We start from the raw sequence: 17,725 nt of genomic DNA on the forward strand, positions 1-17,725 counted from the left end.
GAGGCCCGCGATCAGCCTAATCGTCCAGCAGGTCGACTTCGACGACACCGCGCAGGTCCTCGACGGTGCAGCCGAAGCTCTCGCGCACCCGCACCCCCTCCGGGGACAGGAGGAACACGGCCCGCTCGGTGTAGACCCGGGTCACGCAGGACAGCCCCGTCACGGGGTAGCTGCACTGCGGCACCAGTTTCGGGGCACCCGTCTTGTCCTGCAGGGTCATCATCACCCACACCTCGCGGGCCCCGGTCGCGAGGTCCATCGCACCGCCCACGGCCGGAATCGCGTCCTGCGCGCCCGTGTGCCAGTTGGCGAGGTCGCCCGCGGCGGAGACCTGGAAGGCACCCAGCACGCACACGTCGAGGTGTCCCCCACGCATGATCGCGAACGAATCGGCGTGGTGGAAGTACGAGGCCCCCGGCAGCTCCGTGACCGGCGCCTTGCCGGCGTTGATCAGGTCCGGGTCGATCCGATCGCCCACGGCGGCCGGGCCCATGCCCAACATCCCGTTCTCGGTGTGCAGGGTGACCCGCTGTTCGGGCCGTAGATGATCGGCGATCGTGGTGGGAAGGCCGATCCCCAGATTCACGAACGCGCCCCGCTGGATGTCCCCCGCGACCATCGCGGCCATCTCCGGGCGGGTGAGGGGCGCCGCGCGCACGGTCCCGGTGGTCGCCGTCTGCTCCATCACTGCACCTCCACGATCGTGTTCACGTAGATGCCGGGCGTCACCACGACCTCCGGATCGATGCCGCCGGTGGGCACCACCTCGGACACCTGGGCCACCGTGTGCCGCGCGGCGGCCGCCATGATCGGGCCGAAGTTGCGGGCGGTCTTCCGGTACACCAGGTTCCCCACCCGGTCGGCCCTGAGCGCCTTGATCAGCGCGATATCGGCGTGCAGCGGGGTCTCGAAGACGTACCCGCGGCCGTCGATGATCCGCGTCTCCTTCCCCTCGGCCAACACCGTTCCGTAGCCGGTGGGGGTGAAGAAGCCGCCGATCCCCGCGCCGGCGGCGCGGATCCGTTCGGCGAGGTTGCCCTGCGGCACCAGTTCCAGTTCGATCCGACCGGCGCGATAGGCCTCGTCGAAGTGCCAGGAATCGCTCTGCCGGGGGAAGGAGCAGATCACCTTGCGGACCCGGCCCTTCTGGATCAGCAGCGCCAGCCCCCGATCCCCCTGGCCGGCGTTGTTGTTCACGATGGTCAGATCGCCGGCGCCGGTCTCCAGCAGGGCGTCGATCAGCTCGAAGGGCTGCCCGGCGTCGCCGAAGCCGCCCACCATCACCGTTGCGCCGTCGCGCACCCCTTCCACCGCATCCAGCGGGCTCGGAGCGAATTCCACCATCATCACAGATCACCTGTCGCGTCGATGTTTTCGAGCACCACGGCCAGCCCCTGGCCCACGCCGATGCACAGCGCCGCGACGCCCCAGCGTTGCCGGGTCACCCGCAGGGTGTGTGCCAGCGTCCCGATCAGCCGGGCGCCCGAGGCCCCCAGCGGATGTCCGAGCGCGATCGCGCCTCCGAACCGGTTGACGATCTCCGGATCGATACCCCAGGCGTCCAGGCACACCAATGACTGCGCGGCGAAGGCCTCGTTGAGCTCGACGGCCCCCACATCCGGCCACTCGATCCCGGCGCGGCGGAGCGCCCGGTCGGCCGCCTCGATGGGCGCTGCGCCGAAGGACTGCGGTGCCCCCGCCGATGCGCCCCGTCCGGCGATGCGCGCCGTCGGGGCCGCGCCGATCGTCTCCGCCGCGGCGGCCGATCCGAGCAGGACCGCCGCCGCACCGTCGGACAGTGGCGACGCATTGCCCGCGGTCACGGTTCCGCCCTCCGGTCCCGGCGAGGCCGGGCGGAAGGACGGCCGCAGCGCGGACAGCGTCTCCACGGAGGTACCGGGCCGGATCGACTCGTCGCGAACGAGATCCGTTCCGGGCACCGGATCGACCAGGTCTGAGTAGAACCCGGCCTCCCAGGCCCGCTGGGCGGCCCGATGCGAGCGCGCCGCGAACTCGTCCTGCCGCTCCCGGGTGATCCCGTGCGTCTGCCGCAGTTGCTCGGTGGCCTCCCCGAGCGAGACGGTCCACTCCCCGGGCATGCGGGGATTGACCAACCGCCAGCCGAGCGTGGTGGACGCCAGCGCCTGATCGCCCGACGGGAAGGCACGGTCCGGTTTCGGTAGCACCCACGGTGCGCGACTCATGGACTCGACGCCGCCCGCGAGCACGATCTCGGCGTCCGCCACCTCGATCTGCCGCGATCCGGTGATCACGGCGTCCAGCGAGGAGCCGCACAGCCGGTTGACGGTGCTGCCGGGCACCGTGACCGGGAGGCCGGCGAGCAGGGCGGCCATGCGCGCGACGTTGCGGTTCTCCTCCCCGGCGCCGTTGGCGTTCCCGAGGACCACCTCGTCGATCGCGGCTCCGTCGCCGACCGCGAGACCGGGTGCGCGATCGACGATGCGCCGCACCACGTGTGCCGCGAGATCATCGGGCCGCACGCCGGACAGTCCGCCGCCGTACCGCCCGAAGGGTGTCCGCACCGCGTCGTAGACGAAGGCCTCAGCCATCGGCGTTCTCCCCTTCCTCGGCGTCGATCTCGGCGAACACCCGCCGGGCCACGCCGAAGGCGGCATTGGCCGCGGGCACCCCGCAGTAGATCGCGCTCTGCATGAGCACCGCCTCGATCTCGTCGCGGCCCAAACCGTTGCGGAGCGCGGCGCGCACGTGCATGGCGAATTCGTTCCAGTGCCCCAGCGCCAGCAGCGCGGTGAGCACCGCGATGGAGCGCTCGCGCCGGGTCAGCTCGGTACCGGTCCACACATCGCCCCAGGCGGTCCGGGTGATGAATTCCTGGAAACCGGAGCCGAATCCCGTCACCGTGGCGCGGTCCACGTGGGCGTCGCCGAGCACCTGCCGGCGCACCGCCATACCTGCGTCGTACCGCTGCCGGGAGGTGACCGTGCCCGCCCGCACCGCGCGGGCGGTGGCCGCCGCGCAGTGATCCGCCAGCACATCCGCCAGCCGTGGCGGCGCCTCGACGGGTGCGAGATGCGCGACACCGGGGAACACCTCGTGGCGCCCCTCCGGGACCGCCTCGGCCAGGGCCCGCACATCCTGCGGAGGACACACCACATCGAGATCACCGCCGACGGCGAGGAACGGAACCGTCAACGAGGGCAGCCGATCCCGGACGTCGTAGCCGGCCAACGCCTCGCAGACCGCCGCGTATCCCTCGTCGCTCACGCGGACCAATCCCGCGAACAGATCCTCGGCGACGCCGGGTGAGCGGTCGAGGAAATCGCTGGAGAGCCAGCGCTGCCTCGCCCCGGGGACCATCGCCGCCGTGCCCTGTGCGCGCACCGTCGCCGCCCGGTCGCGCCATGGGCCGGGGTCGCCGAACCGGGCCGCGCTGCACACCATGGCCAGCGACCGCACGCGGTCGGGGGCGCGCAAGGCGAGTTCGGCGCCCACGGCGCCGCCCACCGAATCGCCCGCGTAGTGGAAGGCCGCACCGGGGTCATGGGCGTCGACGAGCGCCACCACCGCATCGGCCAACTCTCCCAGGTCGAATCCGCCGCGGGGGGAGGGTGATCCGCCGTGGCCCGGAAGATCCCAGGCCAGAACGTCGTACCGGTCACCGAGCAGCTCGGCGACCGCCTCCCAGATCACCGCGCTCGTTCCCAGCGAGGGGCCGAGCACCAGCATCTCGCGGCGGCCCGGCGGCCGGCTCGTGAAGGACGTGGCCACCAGCTGCGGGATCATCGCCCCACCCCGTTCGTCTCGGGCCGCTGCCCGGCGGCGTGCGCCCGCTGCGGCGCGGTGCCCAGGTAGCCGTCCACGGCGAGCAGATCGTCGAGCTCCCCGACGGTGAGATCGGGTACGGCGACGGCGATCCGGTCACGCAGCACTGCGGCACGACTGTCCGCGGGAGCAGCCACCGCGGCGTCGATCGCCTCCTGGACGGCGGCGCGACCGCCCATAGCCCGGCCGGCCAGCGTGATCATCAGCCGCTCGGACACCAGCAGCGGGGCCGCACCGCTCACACGCTCGGCCATCCGTTCCGGGAACACCCGCAGGTGCTCACACAGTTCGCGCAGGCTCACCGCGGCGCCGAGGGCGAGCCGCAACAGGCTCCGCAGGGCCGGCCACTCGGCGTGCCAGGCCCCGGTGGAGCGTTCGTCCTCGGCCAGGCCCGCCGCCAGTTGAAGCACTCCCGCGTGGCCGGGCGCTGAGATCGCCGCGGATCGGATCAGTACCGAGAGAACAGGATTGCGCTTGTGCGGCATCGTCGATGAGCCGCCGCGGGCGAGAGCGGACTCCGCCAACTCGCCCACCTCGGGACGGCTCGCGAAGATCACATCGTTCGCGATCCGCCCGGCGGCGGCGCACACCGCCGCGAGCGCATCGCCCACTTCCACCACGGGTCCTCGCGAGGTGTGCCAGGGCTCGGACGCGGACAGCCCCAGCTGCCGCGCCCACTCCGCGCCGGCCTGGACGGGATCCGCGCCGATCGCCAGGACCGCGGCGTTCGTCCCGGCGGCCCCGCCGAATTGCACGGGGGTCGCGGCGGAGGCCAGCCGGCGCGCCGCACCGTCGATCCCCTGCCGCCAGCCGGCGGCCTTCGCCCCGAAGGTGATCGGCACGGCGTGCTGGCCCAACGTACGTCCCACCTGGGGTGTCTGCGCGTACTGCTCCGCCAACCGCGCCAGCGCCGCGGCAGCCCCATCGAGCTCCTCGGCGATCTCGTCGGCCACACGGCGCGCGAGCATCATCAGCGCCGTGTCCAGGACGTCCTGGCTGGTGAGCCCGCGGTGCACCGGCATCGCCGTTCCGAGGTGCTGCCGGAGCTCGGCGACCAGGGGGATCACCGGGTTGCCGCCGGAGCGGGCCGCGCTCGCCAGGCGCGCGGGATCGAAGGCCCCCGCCGCCCGCCGGTCCGCGACGGCCAGCGCGGCCGCCCGTTCCGATTCGACACCGTCGAGTACGCCGATCCACGCGAGCTCCGCCTCCAGCAGCGCCCCGACCACCGCGGTGTCATCGGTGGCCGCGCAGGCACGGCCCGCCGCAACGGGTTCCAGCAGACCGAAGTCGCCCGTCATCGCGCACCACCCGCGCCGTCGAAGTCGAGGAAGACCGTTTCCCCATCGCCCTGCAACCGGATGTCCCAGCGGAGGGAGCCGTCGTCGTCGCGCTGGGCGATCAGCGTGTCTCGGCGATCGGCGGGCAGCGAGGCCAGCAGCGGATCGGCCGCGAGAGCGGTGGCGGCCTCCGGCGGATAGACCCGGGTGAACAACCCGGCGAGCAGGCCCCGGGCGAACACCGCGACCGAGATGAACGGCGCGGCACCGGAACGCGCCGGACCCGGCTCCACCGTGGTGAAGGAGTACCGGCCCGTGTGCCCGGTGGCGGTGCGACCCCACCCCGCGAAGTCGTGTGGATCGCGGGTCCAGCCCTGCAGTGAGTGATCGTCACGCGGGATGAGCGCCGCCGGCCGCGCGGGGCGGCCCTCCTCGTCGGGCTGCCAGATCTCCAGCAGACAGTCCGGGACGGGATCGCCGGCACCGTCGAAAACGGTGCCGCACAGCCGGATCGCCCGGCGATGGCCGGGCGCGATGAGATGTTCGGCACCGGGGAGCGAGAGCCCGTAGCCGAAGAAGGGGCCGATGGTCTGGTCGGGAGTGCGCGACTGCGGGGTCACCGGTCCGCACCCCCGAAGGCCTCGTTCTCGGTCCAGGTCCGGCCGGAGCCGGCGAGCACGATGTCCCAGCGGTATCCGAGCGACCACTCGGGCGCGCTCGACTCGTGGTGGTAGTCCGCGACCAGCCGGTCGCGGGCGGCCGGGTCGACGATGGACTGGCAGATGGGGTCGTAGGCGATCAGTGGGTCTCCCGGGAAGTACATCTGCGTGATCAGCCGCTGCGTGAAATCGGTACCGAACAGGCTGAAGTGGATGTGCGCCGGCCGCCACGCGTTGCGGTGATTCCGCCAGGGATAGGCGCCCGGTTTGATGGTGGTGAACCGGTACGAGCCGTCCGGACCGGTGAGGCAGCGGCCGACCCCGGTGAAGTTCGGATCGATCGGTGCGGGGTGCTGGTCCCGCTTGTGCACGTAACGGCCCGAGGCATTGGCCTGCCAGATCTCGACGAGCTGGCCCGCGACCGGGCGGCCCGCACCGTCGAGCACGCGGCCGGACACCGTGATCCGTTCGCCCAGCGGCTCGCCGCCGTGCTGCACGGTGAGATCGGACTCGAGCGGATGCACATCCTGCTGCCCGAACACCGGGGACAGCATCTCCACGCCCTCGGGGTCCGCGGGCTGCAGCCGCTTGGTGGGATGCCGCAGCAGCGAGCTGCGGTAGGGCGGATAGTCGCGCCGCGCGGTGCCCTCCGGCGCCGAACCGGCGAGATACGCCGCGCTCAGCTGCGCGATCTCCGCACTGATGGCCTGCTGGTCATCGCCCACGCTCACTCCTGCCGTCGTCGTGTGACCGCAATCATAGCGCGTGTTCGCATATCGAATCAATGTTCATTCTACGAACATGGTCAGCGCGTGACGGCCGAGCGCACCCCCAGCGCGACCATGACCACACCGCCGAGACCGGTGATCCGGCGCCGGAACCGCTGCACGTCGACCCGGCGGCGCATCGCGGTGACCACGCCGCCCCACAGCACCAGCCACGCCGCGGCCACCACGGCATGGGCCAGCCACAGCCACAGCAACTGCGGAGCGACCGGCGACCCCGGATCGAGGAACTGCGGCGCCAGCGTGAGATACACCGCGGCCGCCTTCGGATTGAGCACGTTCCCCAGGTAGCCCTGCACGACATCGCCGCCCCGGCGCCAGGGCAACCGGGTGGGCGCGGGCGCCGCCGGCGCATCCCGCAGCGCGGCCCGGATCATCCACAGTCCCAGCCCCACCAGGTAGGCGGCACCGATCAGCTTCACCACGAGAAAGGCTTCGGCGGAGTGCATCACGACCGCCGAAAGTCCCGCCGCCGCGAGCGCCGCGTGCGTGAGCAGCCCCAGCACCGTCCCGAAGATCACACCGCCGGCGGCCCGCGGCCCCGAGGTGAGCGCCCGGTCGGTGACCAGCGCGAAGCTCACCCCCGGCGTCAGACAGATCGGCAGCACCGCGAGCCCGAAACCGGCGGCGGCGAGGAGCGGCGAGGGCACCCCCTCAGGGTAGGCGCGCTTCGAGCACCGGCAGCGCCAGATCGAACCAGTCGAGGTTCTCCCGCTCGAACCGCAGGCCCCGCACCAGCGTCAGATAGGGCCCACCCAGCCGCTGGTCCGCCAGCAGCTCCGGCTCCGTGCGGCCGTCCAGCCAGCGCGCCCGCACCCGTTCGTAGTGCGCCAGCTTCGCGGCCGCGGCCGCGCGTCGCGCGCGCAGGTTCGCACAGACGGCCGCCACATCACCGGCCTCGACACCCTGCACCATCACCAGGAAGTCGTCGCGGATCGCCATCGGTTTCGGCGACCGCTCACTGAAAGCCGCGAGCTCGGCGCGCCCCTCGGCGGTCACCCGGAAGACGCGCTTGTTCGGCCGCTTCTCCTGTTCGACGGTGCGCGCCACGATCGCACCGTCGGATTCCATCCGGTCCAGCTCGCGGTACAGCTGCTGCGGTGTGGCGGTCCAGAAATTGGCGCGGGCACCGTCGAACTCCTTAGTCAGGTCGTACCCCGAGGCCTCCTCGACCACGAGGAGGGTCGCGAGGATCGCGTGCCGCAGTGCCATGCAGTTCACCTTATTCACCGAGTTGCCTATCCGAGCCTGGACACCGGAGGCCGCGCATCGCATACTCGACCTAGTCAACAAATTTACTAGGAGGAGTCATGCAGGAGTTCCGCGACGCCGTGCTCGCGAAGGATCCCGAGGCGATGGAGCGCACGCTGGCCGACGATGTGCGATTCACCAGCCCCGTGGCCTTCAAGCCCTACGAGGGGCGGCACATCACCGCCGCGATCCTGCGCGGCGTGCTGCGCGTGATGGGCGGCGACGACTTCCGCTACGAGCGCGAGATCACCAGCCCCGACGGTCGCGACCACGCGCTCGTCTTCCGGACCACGCTCGACGGCAAAGAAGTGAACGGCTGCGACTTCCTGCACCTCAACGACGAGGGCAAGATCGACGACTTCGTGGTGATGGTGCGGCCGCTCTCGGCCGCGCAGGCCCTCTCCGCCGCGATGGCCGCGCAGTTCGAGCAGATCGCCGCCGAGGCCACCGCCGCGGCGCAGGCGGAGGCCGCACAGCAGGGCACCGCGACGCGGAGCTGACCCGGCCGGTTTGGCGGATGCGCCCGGCGCGACTACTATTGACAACGATTTCCATTGCTGTCAAGAGGAGCACCCGTGCGCATCCGCAACCGCCTGGCCCAGGCCGTCGCCGCCACCGCCGTCGCGACCCTGACCCTCACGGCGTGCGGGTCGGCATCGTCGGAGCCCGGCGACGGTAAGCCGTCGGTCGTGGCCTCCACCGACGTCTACGGCGCCATCGCCAAGGCCGTCGCGGGCGACCACGCCACCGTCACCTCACTGTTCTCCAACCCCACCGGCGACCCCCACGAGTTCGAGCCCTCCGCGCAGGACACGCTCGCGGTCAAGCGCGCCGCGGTGATCGTCTACAACGGCGGCCACTACGACGCCTACATCGAGAAGGCCGCCGACGGCGCCTCGGGCACCAAGGTGGACGCCGTCTCGCAGCAGGACCCCAAGGGCGAGAACGAGCACGTCTTCTACGACCTGCCCACCATGCAGAAGGTGGCCACCGCGGTGGCGAAGGCGCTGTCCGAGAAGGACTCCGCCAACAAGGCCGACTACGAGAGCAAGGCCGCCGCGTTCAACGGACGGCTCGACGGCGTGATCGACCGGGCCCGCGAGATCGGCCGCGCCAACCCCGGCGCCAAGGTGGCCGCCACCGAGCCCGTCGCCGGCTACCTGCTGGCCCTGGCCGGCCTCACCGACGCCACCCCGCCCCGGTACACCGCCGCCATCGAATCGGGCACCGACCCGGCCCCCGCCGACATCGCCGCCGCCACCGCCCTGGTGACCGGCAAGCAGGTGCGCGCCGTGGTGCTCAACGCCCAGACCGAGAGCCCCGTGACCACCGCCTTCGCGAACTCCGCGCAGAGCGCCGGGGTGCCCGTCGTGCGGATCACCGAGTCGCTGCCCGAGGGCGTCGACGACTACGCCGACTGGCAGGCCGCGAACGTGACCACACTCGCCGACGCCCTCAAGCCGCGCCCGTGACGCAGCCCGTCGTCAGCCTGCGCGGCGCCGCGCTGGCCTACCAGGACCGCACCCTGTGGGACGGCCTCGACCTCGACATCGCCCCCGGCGAGTTCGTCGCGGTGCTCGGCCCCAACGGCGCCGGCAAGACCTCCCTGCTCCGGGTGCTGCTCGGCCAGACCCCGCTGTCGGCCGGCACCGTCGACGTGCGGGGCCGCCTCGGCTACATCCCACAGCAGCGCGCCCTCGACGCCGCGGTGCCCCTGCGCGGCCGGGACCTGGTGGGCCTCGGCTACGACGGTGCCTCTTGGGGCATCGGCCTGCGCCGCCGGGCGCAGCGACGGTCCGCTGTGGACGCCGCCCTCGCCCAGGTGGACGCCCAGCCCTTCGCCGACGCCCCCGTCGGCTCACTGAGCGGCGGTGAGCAGCAACGACTCCGGGTGGCCCAGGCCCTGGCCTCCGACCCCGCAGTCCTGCTGTGCGACGAGCCGCTGCTCTCCCTCGACCCCGGCCACCAACAGCTCGCCGTCGCGCTCATCGAGCGCCGCCGCCGCGAGCACGACACCGCCGTGCTCTTCGTGACCCACGAGATCAACCCCGTCCTGCCGCACTGCGACCGGGTGCTGTACCTGGTGGACGGGCGGTTCGAGATCGGCGCCACCGCCGACGTGATGACCACCGAGACGCTGAGCCGGCTGTACCAGGCCCCGGTGGACGTGCTGCACGTGCGCGACCGCCTCGTCGTGGTGGGGGGCGAATGATGGACCGCCTGCGCCACTTCTTCGACTTCGCCGTCACGGCCGATCTGCTGGCCCAGCCCTTCGTGCAGCAGGCCCTGCTCGCCGCCGCACTGCTCGCGGTTCTCGCCGGAATCATGGGCCCGCTCATCGTGTCCCGGCAGATGGCCTTCAGCGTGCACGGGACCTCCGAGCTGTCGCTGACGGGCGCGTCCTTCGCCCTGCTCATGGGATGGAGCGTCGGCTCGGGTGCGCTGGCCGGCGCGCTCATCGCCGGCCTGCTGTTCGGCCTGCTCGGCGTGTACGCCCGCGAACGGGACTCCGTGATCGGCGTGATCATGTCCTTCGGCCTCGGCCTGTCGGTGCTGTTCCTGGCGCTGTACCCGGGCCGCCAGGGCACCGCTTTCGCGCTGCTCACCGGCCAGATCGTGGCCGTCGGCATGTCCGGCGTGAAGCTCATGGCGATCACCACGGTGGTCGTCCTGGCGATCCTCGCCGTGATCTACCGCCCGCTGCTGTTCCTCTCCACGGACCCCGATGTGGCCGCGGCCCGCGGCGTCCCCACGAAGACGCTGTCGGTGGTCTTCGCGATGCTCGTCGGTGCCGCCGCCGCCCAGGGGGTGCAGATCGTGGGCGCGCTCCTGGTGATGAGCCTGCTCATCACGCCCGCCGCAGCCGCCGCCCGGGTCACGAGCTCGCCGGGCAAGGCCACGCTGCTGTCGCTGGCGTTCGCGATGACCGCCGCGGTCGGCGGCATCGTGCTCTCGCTCGCCCCGGCGCTGCCCGTCTCGGTCTTCGTCACCTCGATCTCCTTCCTGATCTACGTGATCTGCAGGATCGTCGGGCAGCGGGGCAGGCGGGGCACCGAAGCGGCCGAGGTCGTCCACGACCACCGGCACGCGCACTAGCCTGGACCGCGTGAGCCAGCGCATCGACCTCAACGCCGACTGCGGCGAGTCCTACGGCGCCTGGCGCCTCGGCGACGACGACGCCCTCCTGCGCGTGGTCTCCTCCGCGAACGTGGCCTGTGGATTTCACGCCGGCGATCCGACCACGCTGCGCGCCACCTGCGCACGCGCCGTGGACCAGGGCGTGCGGATCGGCGCCCAGGTGGGCTACGCCGACCTGCGCGGCTTCGGCCGCCGGTTCATCGACGTCCCGGCCGCCGATCTGACCGCCGATGTGATCTACCAGATCGGCGCACTGCAGGCGATCGCGCGCAGCGTGGGCGGCACCGTCTCCTACGTGAAACCCCATGGGGCGCTGTACAACACGATCGTGGGGAACGAGACGCAGGCGCGTGCCGTGATCGACGGTGTGCTCGCATGCGCACCGGAGCTGCCCGTGCTCGGGCTCGCCGGGTCGGCGTTCCTACGGCTCGCGGCCGGGTCCGGCCTACGCGCGGTGGCGGAGGCCTTCGCCGACCGCGCCTACACCGCCGAGGGCACCCTCGTGTCCCGGACACTGCCCGGATCGGTGCTGCACGACCCGGACGAGATCGCGGCCCGGGTGGTGCGCATGGTCTTCGACGGCACCGTCGAGGCGATCGACGGCACCGAGGTGGAGCTGCGGGCCGAGTCCGTCTGCGTGCACGGCGACAACCCCGAGGCCGTCCAGGTGGCGAGCCGGTTGCGGCAGGTGCTCGAAGGCGCGGGCGCCGCGATCACGCCCTTCGCGTGACTACGGCCGGTCGATCGGCGGCATCAGATAGCTGCTGAGCATGGTGGCGCAGAACCGCACCAGATCATCGCGTTCGATCTCGAGACGCCCGGAGAGGTACTCGGTGAACAGCGCGGTCATCGCGCCGACCATGCCCACCGACGCCAGCCTGCGGGACTGCTCGTCCACCTGCGGCGGGAGCGCCGCCCCCACCACCGCGAAGAAGCCCGGCATGTGGCCGAGGCCGTACTCGGCCAGAGCGCTCTCGCGATAGGGGGCGAGCAGGAGCACCCGGCCCAGATCGGGCCGGTCGACCACGAGATCGACGAAGGCGGCCACCGCCGCGGCGGCCACATCCTTGGTCTCGGGGGTGCCTCGGACCGCGTCGACCAGGACCTCCTGGGCGCGGGCACTCACATCGTCGTACACCGCCCGGACGAACTCGTCGCGGTTGCCGAAGGCCTCGTAGAAGTAGCGCTCGGTGATGCCCGTGGTCCGGCACACGGCCCGGACGCTCACGGCTCCGCCGTCCGGACCGCCGAGGAGCGCTACCCCGGTGTCCAGCATCGTGCGACGACGAGCATGCTGTCGTTGCTCGAGCGAATCCATTGTGTCAGCGTAACGCAGCTCACCGCGTGGAGACCCCGAGTCGGAAAGCTTCGGATCAGCTTCGCGTACGCCGCTGTCGTGCGAAATCAGCCAGCACCACACCCGCGGCCACCGACGCGTTCAGCGACTCGACCGAGGAAGCGATGGGTATGGACAGGATGGAGTCGCAGTTCTCGCGGACCAACCGCGACAGGCCCTTGCCCTCGGAGCCCACGACCACCACCACACCGGTGTCGGCGCGGTAGTCGTCGAGGGTCACATCGCCACCCGCATCCAGGCCCACGATCTGCAGGCCGGCCGCCGCGTAATCGGCGAGCGTGCGGTTGAGATTGGGTGCCTGCGCCACGGGCAGCCGCGCCGCCGCACCCGCGGACGTGCGCCAGGTGACGGCGGTGATGGCCGCGGACCGTCGGGACGGGATCACCACGCCGTGTCCACCGAAGGCGGCGGCCGAGCGGATCACCGCGCCCAGGTTGCGCGGATCGGTGATGTTGTCCAGAGCCACGATGAGCGGCGCCTCGCCGCGATCGGCGGCCCGGCGCAGCAGGTCCTCGGGATGCGCGTAGCTGTACGGCGGGATCTGCAGCGCGATGCCCTGGTGCAGGCCGTTATCGCTCATCCGGTCCAGCTCGGCGCGCTGCACCTCGAGGATCGAGATACCGCGATCGGCGGCCATCCGCACCGACTCGGTGAGGCGCTCGTCGTTCTGCGCGCCCAGCGCCACGTACAGCGCCGTCGCCGGGACCTCGGCGCGCAGGCACTCGACCACCGGGTTGCGTCCGAGGACGTACTCGGGACCGTCCTCGGCGGCGCGTCCGGCCACCTTCTGCGGCCGCCGCTGCGGACCCGAGGCGGCCTTCGCCGCGGCCCGGGCCTTCTTGTGCGCCGGGTGGTACGGCCGGTCCTTCGCGGCCGGCGTCGCGCCCCGGCCCTCGAGGCCGCGCCGTCGCACACCGCCCGAACCGGTGACCTGGCCCTTCTTGGTACCGGCCTTGCGCACTGCGCCGCGGCGCTGGGAGTTGCCCGCCATGCTCGTCTCCTGGATCTACTGGGTCTTCTTGGCCAGGGTCCAGCTGGACCCGTCGGCACCGTCGGTCACATCGATCCCCGCGGCGTGCAGCCGGTCGCGCGCGGCGTCGGCCTCCGCCCAATTCTTCTCCGCGCGGGCGCTCGCCCGGCGTTCCAGCTCGGCCTGCACCAGCACGCCCAGCGCGTCGAGGGCGGCACCGTCGCCCTCGGACTCGGCCACCCAGTGCGGATCGAGCGGGTCGACGCCGAGGATCGCCGTCATCGCCCGCACCGAACCCGCCAGCCGCCGCGCCTCGTCGAGATCGCCCGCCTCCAGCGCGGCGTTCCCGGCGCGGACCGTCTGGTGCACCTCGGCCAATGCCGACGGTACGCCGAGATCGTCGTCGAGGGCGGCCGCGAAACCGTCGGTCCACTCGCCGACCGGGACCTCGCCCGCCCGCTCGACGGTGCGCTGCACGAACGACTCGATCCGCCCGTACGCGGTGACGGCCTCGCCGAGGGCGCCCTCCGAGTACTCCTGCATGGACCGGTAGTGCGCCGATCCCAGGTAGTAGCGCAGCTCGACGGGGCGGAACCGCTCCAGCAGCACCGGGATCGAGACCACGTTGCCGAGGCTCTTGCTCATCTTCTCGCCCGACATGGTGACCCAGCCGTTGTGCAGCCAGTAGTTCGCGAACGGATCGCCCGCGCCGTGCGCCTGGGCGATCTCGTTCTCGTGGTGCGGGAAGATCAGGTCGATGCCGCCGCAGTGGATGTCGAACTGCGCACCGAGGTAGCTGGTGGCCATCGCGGAGCACTCGAGGTGCCAGCCGGGGCGGCCGTCGCCCCAGGGCGAGGGCCAGCTCGGCTCGCCGGGCTTGGCCGCCTTCCACAGCGTGAAATCGAGTGGATCGCGCTTGTCGGTGGCCACCGACTCGCCCTGGTGCACATCGTCGACCTTCTGCCGGCTCAGCGCGCCGTACTCGCGCAGCGAGCGGACCGAGAAGTAGACGTCGCCGCCGGAGGCGTAGGCGTGCCCACGCTCGATCATGCGCTCCATGTAGGTGACCATCTGGGTGATGAAGCCGGTGGCGCGCGGTTCGGCCGACGGCGGCAGCACACCCAGCGCGTCGTAGGCGCGGGTGAACTCGCGCTCGTGCGTGGCGGCCCATTCCCACCAGGGGCGGCCGGCCTCGGCGGACTTGCGCAGGATCTTGTCGTCGATGTCGGTGACATTGCGAACGAAGGCCACGTCGAGGCCCTTCGCGATCAACCAGCGGCGCAGCACGTCGAAGGCCACACCGCTGCGAATGTGGCCGATGTGCGGGACGCCCTGAACCGTTGCGCCACACAGGTAGATGCCGGCCTTGCCCTCGATGAGGGGCACGAAGTCACGGACCTCGCGGGTCAGGGAGTCGTAAAGGCGCAGCGTCACGACGATTGATTCTACGGTGCCATGCATACTCGACCGGCACACGAGCTGTTTCTCGGCCACGGCGGCTCATGGGTAGGTTCATTCGGTGGCCGAACGCGACGTCTCCGAGGTGACCCGGGGCACCGCCATGGGCATCGGCGCCTACCTGCTGTGGGGCCTGTTCCCCCTCTACTTCGACGCGCTCAAACCCACCGGGGCGTGGGAGATCCTGGCCCACCGCATCCTGTGGACGCTGGTGCTCTGCGTCGCCGCGCTGGTGATTCTCCGCGACCTCGGCTGGATCCGCCCGGTCCTGCGGCAGCCGCGACTGCTGGCCGGGGTGACGATCGCCGCGCTGCTGATCTCCACCAACTGGATCGTGTACATCGTGGCGGTCACGTCCGGCCACACGTCGGACGCTGCGCTCGGCTACTTCCTCAACCCACTGGTCACGGTGGCCCTCGGCGTCGTGGTGCTGCGCGAGCGATTGCGGCCGCTGCAATGGGTGGCGGTCGGCATCGGCGTGCTCGCCTTCGTCTACTTGGCGGTGGTGGCCGGGACCTTCCCTGTGACGGCGCTGGCGCTGGCCTTCTCCTTCGGCTTGTACGGGCTGGTGAAGAACAAGGTGGGAGTGCACCTGAACGCGCTGCAGGGCCTGACGCTGGAGACGGCGATCCTGGCGCCGATCGCCGCCGCCGTGCTCGTGGGCATCGCCGTGTGGGGCGGCGGTCTCGACTTCGCGCGCCACGGCGCCGGACACGCGGCGCTGCTGGTCTTCGCGGGTGTCGCGACCGCGGTGCCGCTGCTGCTCTTCGCGGCCGCAGCGCGCCGGATCCCGCTCGTGACCGTGGGATTGATCCAGTTCGCGACGCCCATCATGCAGCTGCTGTGCGCGGTGCTTTTCCTGGGCGAGCACCTCTCCCCCGAACGCTGGATCGGTTTCGGGATCGTCTGGATCGCGCTGATCCTGCTCACGGTCGACACCGTGCGGACGTTGCGCCGCGCGCGGTCCGGCCAGCCCGCGAGGTAGCGCTCCGCGAGCGATGCGCGGCACGCATGGCCGAGCGCGCGGAAAGTTGCTGTGACCTGGGATTTTGCTGGGTATGCGCGGGGCGCATGGCTCGTGAGATCGACACATGCGCCCTACCGGGTCGGCCCGGCCGGGCGCGGCGGCGCATGGGCCGGCAGTGATCAGCCGGCGGCGTAGACCAGCGCGGTGGCCACGGCCGCCACGCCCTCGCCGCGACCGGTGAGCCCGAGACCGTCGGTGGTGGTGGCGGACACCGAGACCGGGGCTCCGAGCAGATCGCCGAGCACCTGCTCCGCCTCGGCCCGGCGCGGCCCGACCTTGGGCCGGTTGCCGATGAACTGCACGGCGGCATTGCCCACTGCGAAGCCCGCCTCGGTGAGGAGCCCGCGGACCTGGGTGAGCATCTGCGCGCCGGTGATGCCCACGTTGTCGCTGCGACCCACCCCGAAGACGGAACCGAGGTCGCCGAGGCCACCCGCGGAGAGCAGGGCATCGCACAGGGCGTGCACGGCCACATCGCCGTCGGAGTGGCCGGAGCAGCCGTCACCGTCGAACAGCAGCCCGAGCATCCAGCACGGGCGGCCCGGCTCGATCGGGTGTACATCGGTGCCGATGCCGACGCGGGGAATGATCATGACTGCTCCTGAGCCAGGGCCTGCGCGACCCGCAGGTCGAAGGCGGTGGTGATCTTCATGGCGAGCGGATCGCCCGGCACCGTGAGCACGGTGCCACCGGCCCGCTCGACCAGCCCCGCATCGTCGGTGGCCAACTCGTTCGGGGCGGCCTCGTAGGCGGCGCGCAGGGCCTCGGTGGTGAATCCCTGCGGTGTCTGTACGGCGCGCAGCCGGGCGCGATCGACGGTGGCGACCACCGCGCCGTCGGCGTCGACCTGTTTGACGGTGTCCGCCACCGGCAGCACCGGGATCACCGCGGAGGCGCCCGCACGCAGCGCCTGAACCACCCGCCCGATCATCGCGGGCGGGGTGAGCGGACGCGCGGCGTCGTGCACGAGCACGAGGTCGTGGGCGCCGGCCACGGCGAGACCCGCGCGCACCGAATCGGTGCGTTCGGCCCCACCGATGACGACGCGGGCGCTCGGTACGAGCGCCCGCGCATCGGAGAGCATGTCGGTGGGCACCATGACGACCACCTCATCGACCGCGCCGGACTCGAAGAGCCCGTCCACGGCCCAGGACAGGAGCGCACGACCGCGCAACTCCACGAACGCCTTCGGCCGATTCAGGCCGAGGCGAGTCCCCTGTCCCGCAGCCGGGACGAGAGCGACGACCGTCAGGAGGCCGCCGCCAGCGCCTCGTCGAGCCGGGACTCGGCGTTGCCGTCGTCCGTGGCCTCGGCGAGGGCGAGCTCGCCCACGAGGATCTGACGGGCCTTGGTCAGCATGCGCTTCTCACCCGCCGACAGGCCGCGGTCCTGCTCACGACGCCAGAGATCGCGAACGACCTCGGCCACCTTGTTCACATCGCCCGAAGCGAGCTTCTCGAGATTGGCCTTGTACCGGCGCGACCAGTTGGTGGGCTCCTCGGTGTGCGGCGCGCGAAGCACCTCGAACACCTTGTCCAGGCCCTCCTGGCCGACCACGTCACGAACGCCGACGACCTCGGCGTTCTCCGCGGGAACCTTGACCGTCAGATCACCCTGTGCGACCTTGAGCACGAGGTACTCGCGCTCACGACCGCCGATGGTCTTGATCTCGATAGCTTCGATCAGTGCGGCACCGTGATGGGGGTAGACAACGGTGTCTCCGACCTTGAAAATCATCTGATCCTTGCCCCTTTCGATATGACCAGGATAACACGGGGCGATATCGGGCTGCGCGGCAACACCGCAGGTCAGGAGTCATCCAGGGCTTGACAAACGCAGTCCGGGATGTTCTCCACTGCAATCATCGAACGCCGAAACCCGCCCCTTCCGGGGCCGACGGACTCCCGGCGAACCCGCCGCCGGTGCCCGGCGGCGCGGCGCAAGCGGCCTTCTACTACGCTGCGTGGTGACATACTCAGCTCGTCCGCACGCGGGTGCC

Annotated in this window: 21 protein-coding genes; 6 read left to right on the forward strand and 15 right to left on the reverse strand. The window is 71.5% G+C overall.

All coding sequences use genetic code 11. The features are described 5' to 3' along the window. Positions 1-16: 16 nt before the first annotated feature. The 9 genes from ABD108_RS04930 to ABD108_RS04970 form a co-directional block, all read right to left on the reverse strand. The gene (locus ABD108_RS04930; RefSeq protein ID WP_220656654.1) at positions 17-685 is read right to left on the reverse strand and encodes a 3-oxoacid CoA-transferase subunit B; all 669 of its coding nucleotides are present in this window, start codon (positions 683-685) and stop codon (positions 17-19) included. Then, the gene (locus ABD108_RS04935) at positions 685-1,347 is read right to left on the reverse strand and encodes a 3-oxoacid CoA-transferase subunit A (RefSeq protein WP_305110201.1); all 663 of its coding nucleotides are present in this window, start codon (positions 1,345-1,347) and stop codon (positions 685-687) included. Before ABD108_RS04935 ends, ABD108_RS04930 begins: the two co-directional genes overlap by 1 nt. Further along, positions 1,347-2,570 carry a thiolase family protein gene (locus ABD108_RS04940; protein ID WP_343929614.1) on the reverse strand — a complete coding sequence of 408 codons (1,224 nt, stop codon included), beginning with the start codon at positions 2,568-2,570 and terminating at the stop codon, positions 1,347-1,349. The genes ABD108_RS04935 and ABD108_RS04940 overlap by 1 nt, the downstream gene beginning before the upstream one ends. Continuing rightward, positions 2,563-3,765, reverse strand: coding sequence for a bifunctional 3-oxoadipate enol-lactonase/4-carboxymuconolactone decarboxylase PcaDC (pcaDC, locus tag ABD108_RS04945; RefSeq protein ID WP_343929616.1), 1,203 nt, complete (start codon positions 3,763-3,765; stop codon positions 2,563-2,565). Before pcaDC ends, ABD108_RS04940 begins: the two co-directional genes overlap by 8 nt. Continuing rightward, positions 3,762-5,102, reverse strand: a complete 1,341-nt coding sequence (locus ABD108_RS04950; RefSeq protein ID WP_343929618.1) for a lyase family protein — start codon at positions 5,100-5,102, stop codon at positions 3,762-3,764. The genes pcaDC and ABD108_RS04950 overlap by 4 nt, the downstream gene beginning before the upstream one ends. Further along, the gene (gene pcaG / locus ABD108_RS04955; protein ID WP_220656659.1) at positions 5,099-5,701 is read right to left on the reverse strand and encodes a protocatechuate 3,4-dioxygenase subunit alpha; all 603 of its coding nucleotides are present in this window, start codon (positions 5,699-5,701) and stop codon (positions 5,099-5,101) included. Before pcaG ends, ABD108_RS04950 begins: the two co-directional genes overlap by 4 nt. Further along, positions 5,698-6,465 (reverse strand): protocatechuate 3,4-dioxygenase subunit beta, encoded by a 768-nt coding sequence (gene pcaH / locus ABD108_RS04960; RefSeq protein WP_425579760.1) that lies wholly within the window; start codon positions 6,463-6,465, stop codon positions 5,698-5,700. Before pcaH ends, pcaG begins: the two co-directional genes overlap by 4 nt. A gap of 80 nt (positions 6,466-6,545) precedes the next feature. After that, positions 6,546-7,175, reverse strand: a complete 630-nt coding sequence (locus ABD108_RS04965; protein WP_343929620.1) for a LysE family translocator — start codon at positions 7,173-7,175, stop codon at positions 6,546-6,548. A gap of 4 nt (positions 7,176-7,179) precedes the next feature. Beyond that, positions 7,180-7,737, reverse strand: coding sequence for a PadR family transcriptional regulator (locus ABD108_RS04970; protein ID WP_220656662.1), 558 nt, complete (start codon positions 7,735-7,737; stop codon positions 7,180-7,182). Between the two features lie 98 nt (positions 7,738-7,835). Here ABD108_RS04970 and ABD108_RS04975 point away from each other — a divergent pair, with 98 nt between their 5' ends. From ABD108_RS04975 to ABD108_RS04995, 5 genes are all read left to right on the forward strand, one after another. Further along, the gene (locus ABD108_RS04975; protein WP_343929622.1) at positions 7,836-8,276 is read left to right on the forward strand and encodes a nuclear transport factor 2 family protein; all 441 of its coding nucleotides are present in this window, start codon (positions 7,836-7,838) and stop codon (positions 8,274-8,276) included. Between the two features lie 75 nt (positions 8,277-8,351). Next, the gene (locus tag ABD108_RS04980) at positions 8,352-9,248 is read left to right on the forward strand and encodes a metal ABC transporter solute-binding protein, Zn/Mn family (RefSeq protein WP_255585534.1); all 897 of its coding nucleotides are present in this window, start codon (positions 8,352-8,354) and stop codon (positions 9,246-9,248) included. Next, positions 9,245-9,988, forward strand: a complete 744-nt coding sequence (locus ABD108_RS04985; RefSeq protein WP_220656664.1) for a metal ABC transporter ATP-binding protein — start codon at positions 9,245-9,247, stop codon at positions 9,986-9,988. The genes ABD108_RS04980 and ABD108_RS04985 overlap by 4 nt, the downstream gene beginning before the upstream one ends. Continuing rightward, positions 9,988-10,872, forward strand: coding sequence for a metal ABC transporter permease (locus tag ABD108_RS04990; protein ID WP_220658473.1), 885 nt, complete (start codon positions 9,988-9,990; stop codon positions 10,870-10,872). Before ABD108_RS04985 ends, ABD108_RS04990 begins: the two co-directional genes overlap by 1 nt. 10 nt (positions 10,873-10,882) lie before the next feature. Beyond that, positions 10,883-11,644: a LamB/YcsF family protein gene (locus tag ABD108_RS04995; protein ID WP_305110203.1), complete on the forward strand. Its 762-nt coding sequence runs from the start codon at positions 10,883-10,885 to the stop codon at positions 11,642-11,644. Here the strand turns inward: ABD108_RS04995 and ABD108_RS05000 are convergent, their stop codons facing one another. From ABD108_RS05000 to cysS, 3 genes are read right to left on the reverse strand one after another with little or no spacing between them, the layout of a single operon-like run. Next, positions 11,645-12,232: a TetR/AcrR family transcriptional regulator gene (locus ABD108_RS05000; RefSeq protein ID WP_343929624.1), complete on the reverse strand. Its 588-nt coding sequence runs from the start codon at positions 12,230-12,232 to the stop codon at positions 11,645-11,647. It lies immediately after the preceding gene. A gap of 55 nt (positions 12,233-12,287) precedes the next feature. Beyond that, a complete protein-coding gene (gene rlmB / locus ABD108_RS05005; RefSeq protein WP_220656667.1) occupies positions 12,288-13,262 on the reverse strand; it encodes a 23S rRNA (guanosine(2251)-2'-O)-methyltransferase RlmB in 975 nt (324 codons plus the stop codon). Between the two features lie 15 nt (positions 13,263-13,277). Then, on the reverse strand, positions 13,278-14,675 hold the full coding sequence (gene cysS, locus ABD108_RS05010) for a cysteine--tRNA ligase (protein WP_343929626.1): 1,398 nt from the start codon (positions 14,673-14,675) through the stop codon (positions 13,278-13,280). Positions 14,676-14,760: 85 nt separating this feature from the next. On the opposite strand from cysS, the gene rarD reads away from it, so the two are divergent. Beyond that, positions 14,761-15,684 carry an EamA family transporter RarD gene (rarD, locus tag ABD108_RS05015; RefSeq protein ID WP_255585535.1) on the forward strand — a complete coding sequence of 308 codons (924 nt, stop codon included), beginning with the start codon at positions 14,761-14,763 and terminating at the stop codon, positions 15,682-15,684. A 161-nt stretch (positions 15,685-15,845) separates the two neighbouring features. On the opposite strand, the gene ispF is transcribed toward rarD, so the two are convergent. The 3 genes from ispF to ABD108_RS05030 are packed head-to-tail and all read right to left on the reverse strand — an operon-like array spanning position 15,846 to position 17,463. Further along, positions 15,846-16,319: a 2-C-methyl-D-erythritol 2,4-cyclodiphosphate synthase gene (ispF, locus tag ABD108_RS05020; RefSeq protein ID WP_343929628.1), complete on the reverse strand. Its 474-nt coding sequence runs from the start codon at positions 16,317-16,319 to the stop codon at positions 15,846-15,848. After that, a complete protein-coding gene (gene ispD / locus ABD108_RS05025; RefSeq protein ID WP_343929708.1) occupies positions 16,316-16,978 on the reverse strand; it encodes a 2-C-methyl-D-erythritol 4-phosphate cytidylyltransferase in 663 nt (220 codons plus the stop codon). The genes ispF and ispD overlap by 4 nt, the downstream gene beginning before the upstream one ends. Next, positions 16,975-17,463, reverse strand: a complete 489-nt coding sequence (locus ABD108_RS05030) for a CarD family transcriptional regulator (protein WP_220656670.1) — start codon at positions 17,461-17,463, stop codon at positions 16,975-16,977. The genes ispD and ABD108_RS05030 overlap by 4 nt, the downstream gene beginning before the upstream one ends. Positions 17,464-17,725: the final 262 nt, after the last annotated feature.

It is taken from the genome of Tsukamurella strandjordii (assembly GCF_039525985.1).
GTDB classification, from domain to species: domain Bacteria; phylum Actinomycetota; class Actinomycetes; order Mycobacteriales; family Mycobacteriaceae; genus Tsukamurella; species Tsukamurella strandjordii.

Bases quoted from the DNA above. Each gene is read 5' to 3' on its own strand.
- ABD108_RS04970 (WP_220656662.1), bottom strand. From the start codon at position 7,737: ATGGCACTGCGGCACGCGATCCTCGCGACCCTCCTCGTGGTCGAGGAG.
- ABD108_RS04935 (WP_305110201.1), bottom strand. From the start codon at position 1,347: ATGATGGTGGAATTCGCTCCGAGCCCGCTGGATGCGGTGGAAGGGGTG.
- rlmB (WP_220656667.1), bottom strand. From the start codon at position 13,262: ATGGCGGGCAACTCCCAGCGCCGCGGCGCAGTGCGCAAGGCCGGTACC.
- ABD108_RS04990 (WP_220658473.1), top strand. From the start codon at position 9,988: ATGGACCGCCTGCGCCACTTCTTCGACTTCGCCGTCACGGCCGATCTG.
- ABD108_RS05030 (WP_220656670.1), bottom strand. From the start codon at position 17,463: ATGATTTTCAAGGTCGGAGACACCGTTGTCTACCCCCATCACGGTGCC.
- ABD108_RS04975 (WP_343929622.1), top strand. From the start codon at position 7,836: ATGCAGGAGTTCCGCGACGCCGTGCTCGCGAAGGATCCCGAGGCGATG.
- ABD108_RS05000 (WP_343929624.1), bottom strand. From the start codon at position 12,232: ATGGATTCGCTCGAGCAACGACAGCATGCTCGTCGTCGCACGATGCTG.
- ABD108_RS04940 (WP_343929614.1), bottom strand. From the start codon at position 2,570: ATGGCTGAGGCCTTCGTCTACGACGCGGTGCGGACACCCTTCGGGCGG.
- ispF (WP_343929628.1), bottom strand. From the start codon at position 16,319: ATGATCATTCCCCGCGTCGGCATCGGCACCGATGTACACCCGATCGAG.
- ABD108_RS04930 (WP_220656654.1), bottom strand. From the start codon at position 685: ATGGAGCAGACGGCGACCACCGGGACCGTGCGCGCGGCGCCCCTCACC.
- ABD108_RS04950 (WP_343929618.1), bottom strand. From the start codon at position 5,102: ATGACGGGCGACTTCGGTCTGCTGGAACCCGTTGCGGCGGGCCGTGCC.
- pcaDC (WP_343929616.1), bottom strand. From the start codon at position 3,765: ATGATCCCGCAGCTGGTGGCCACGTCCTTCACGAGCCGGCCGCCGGGC.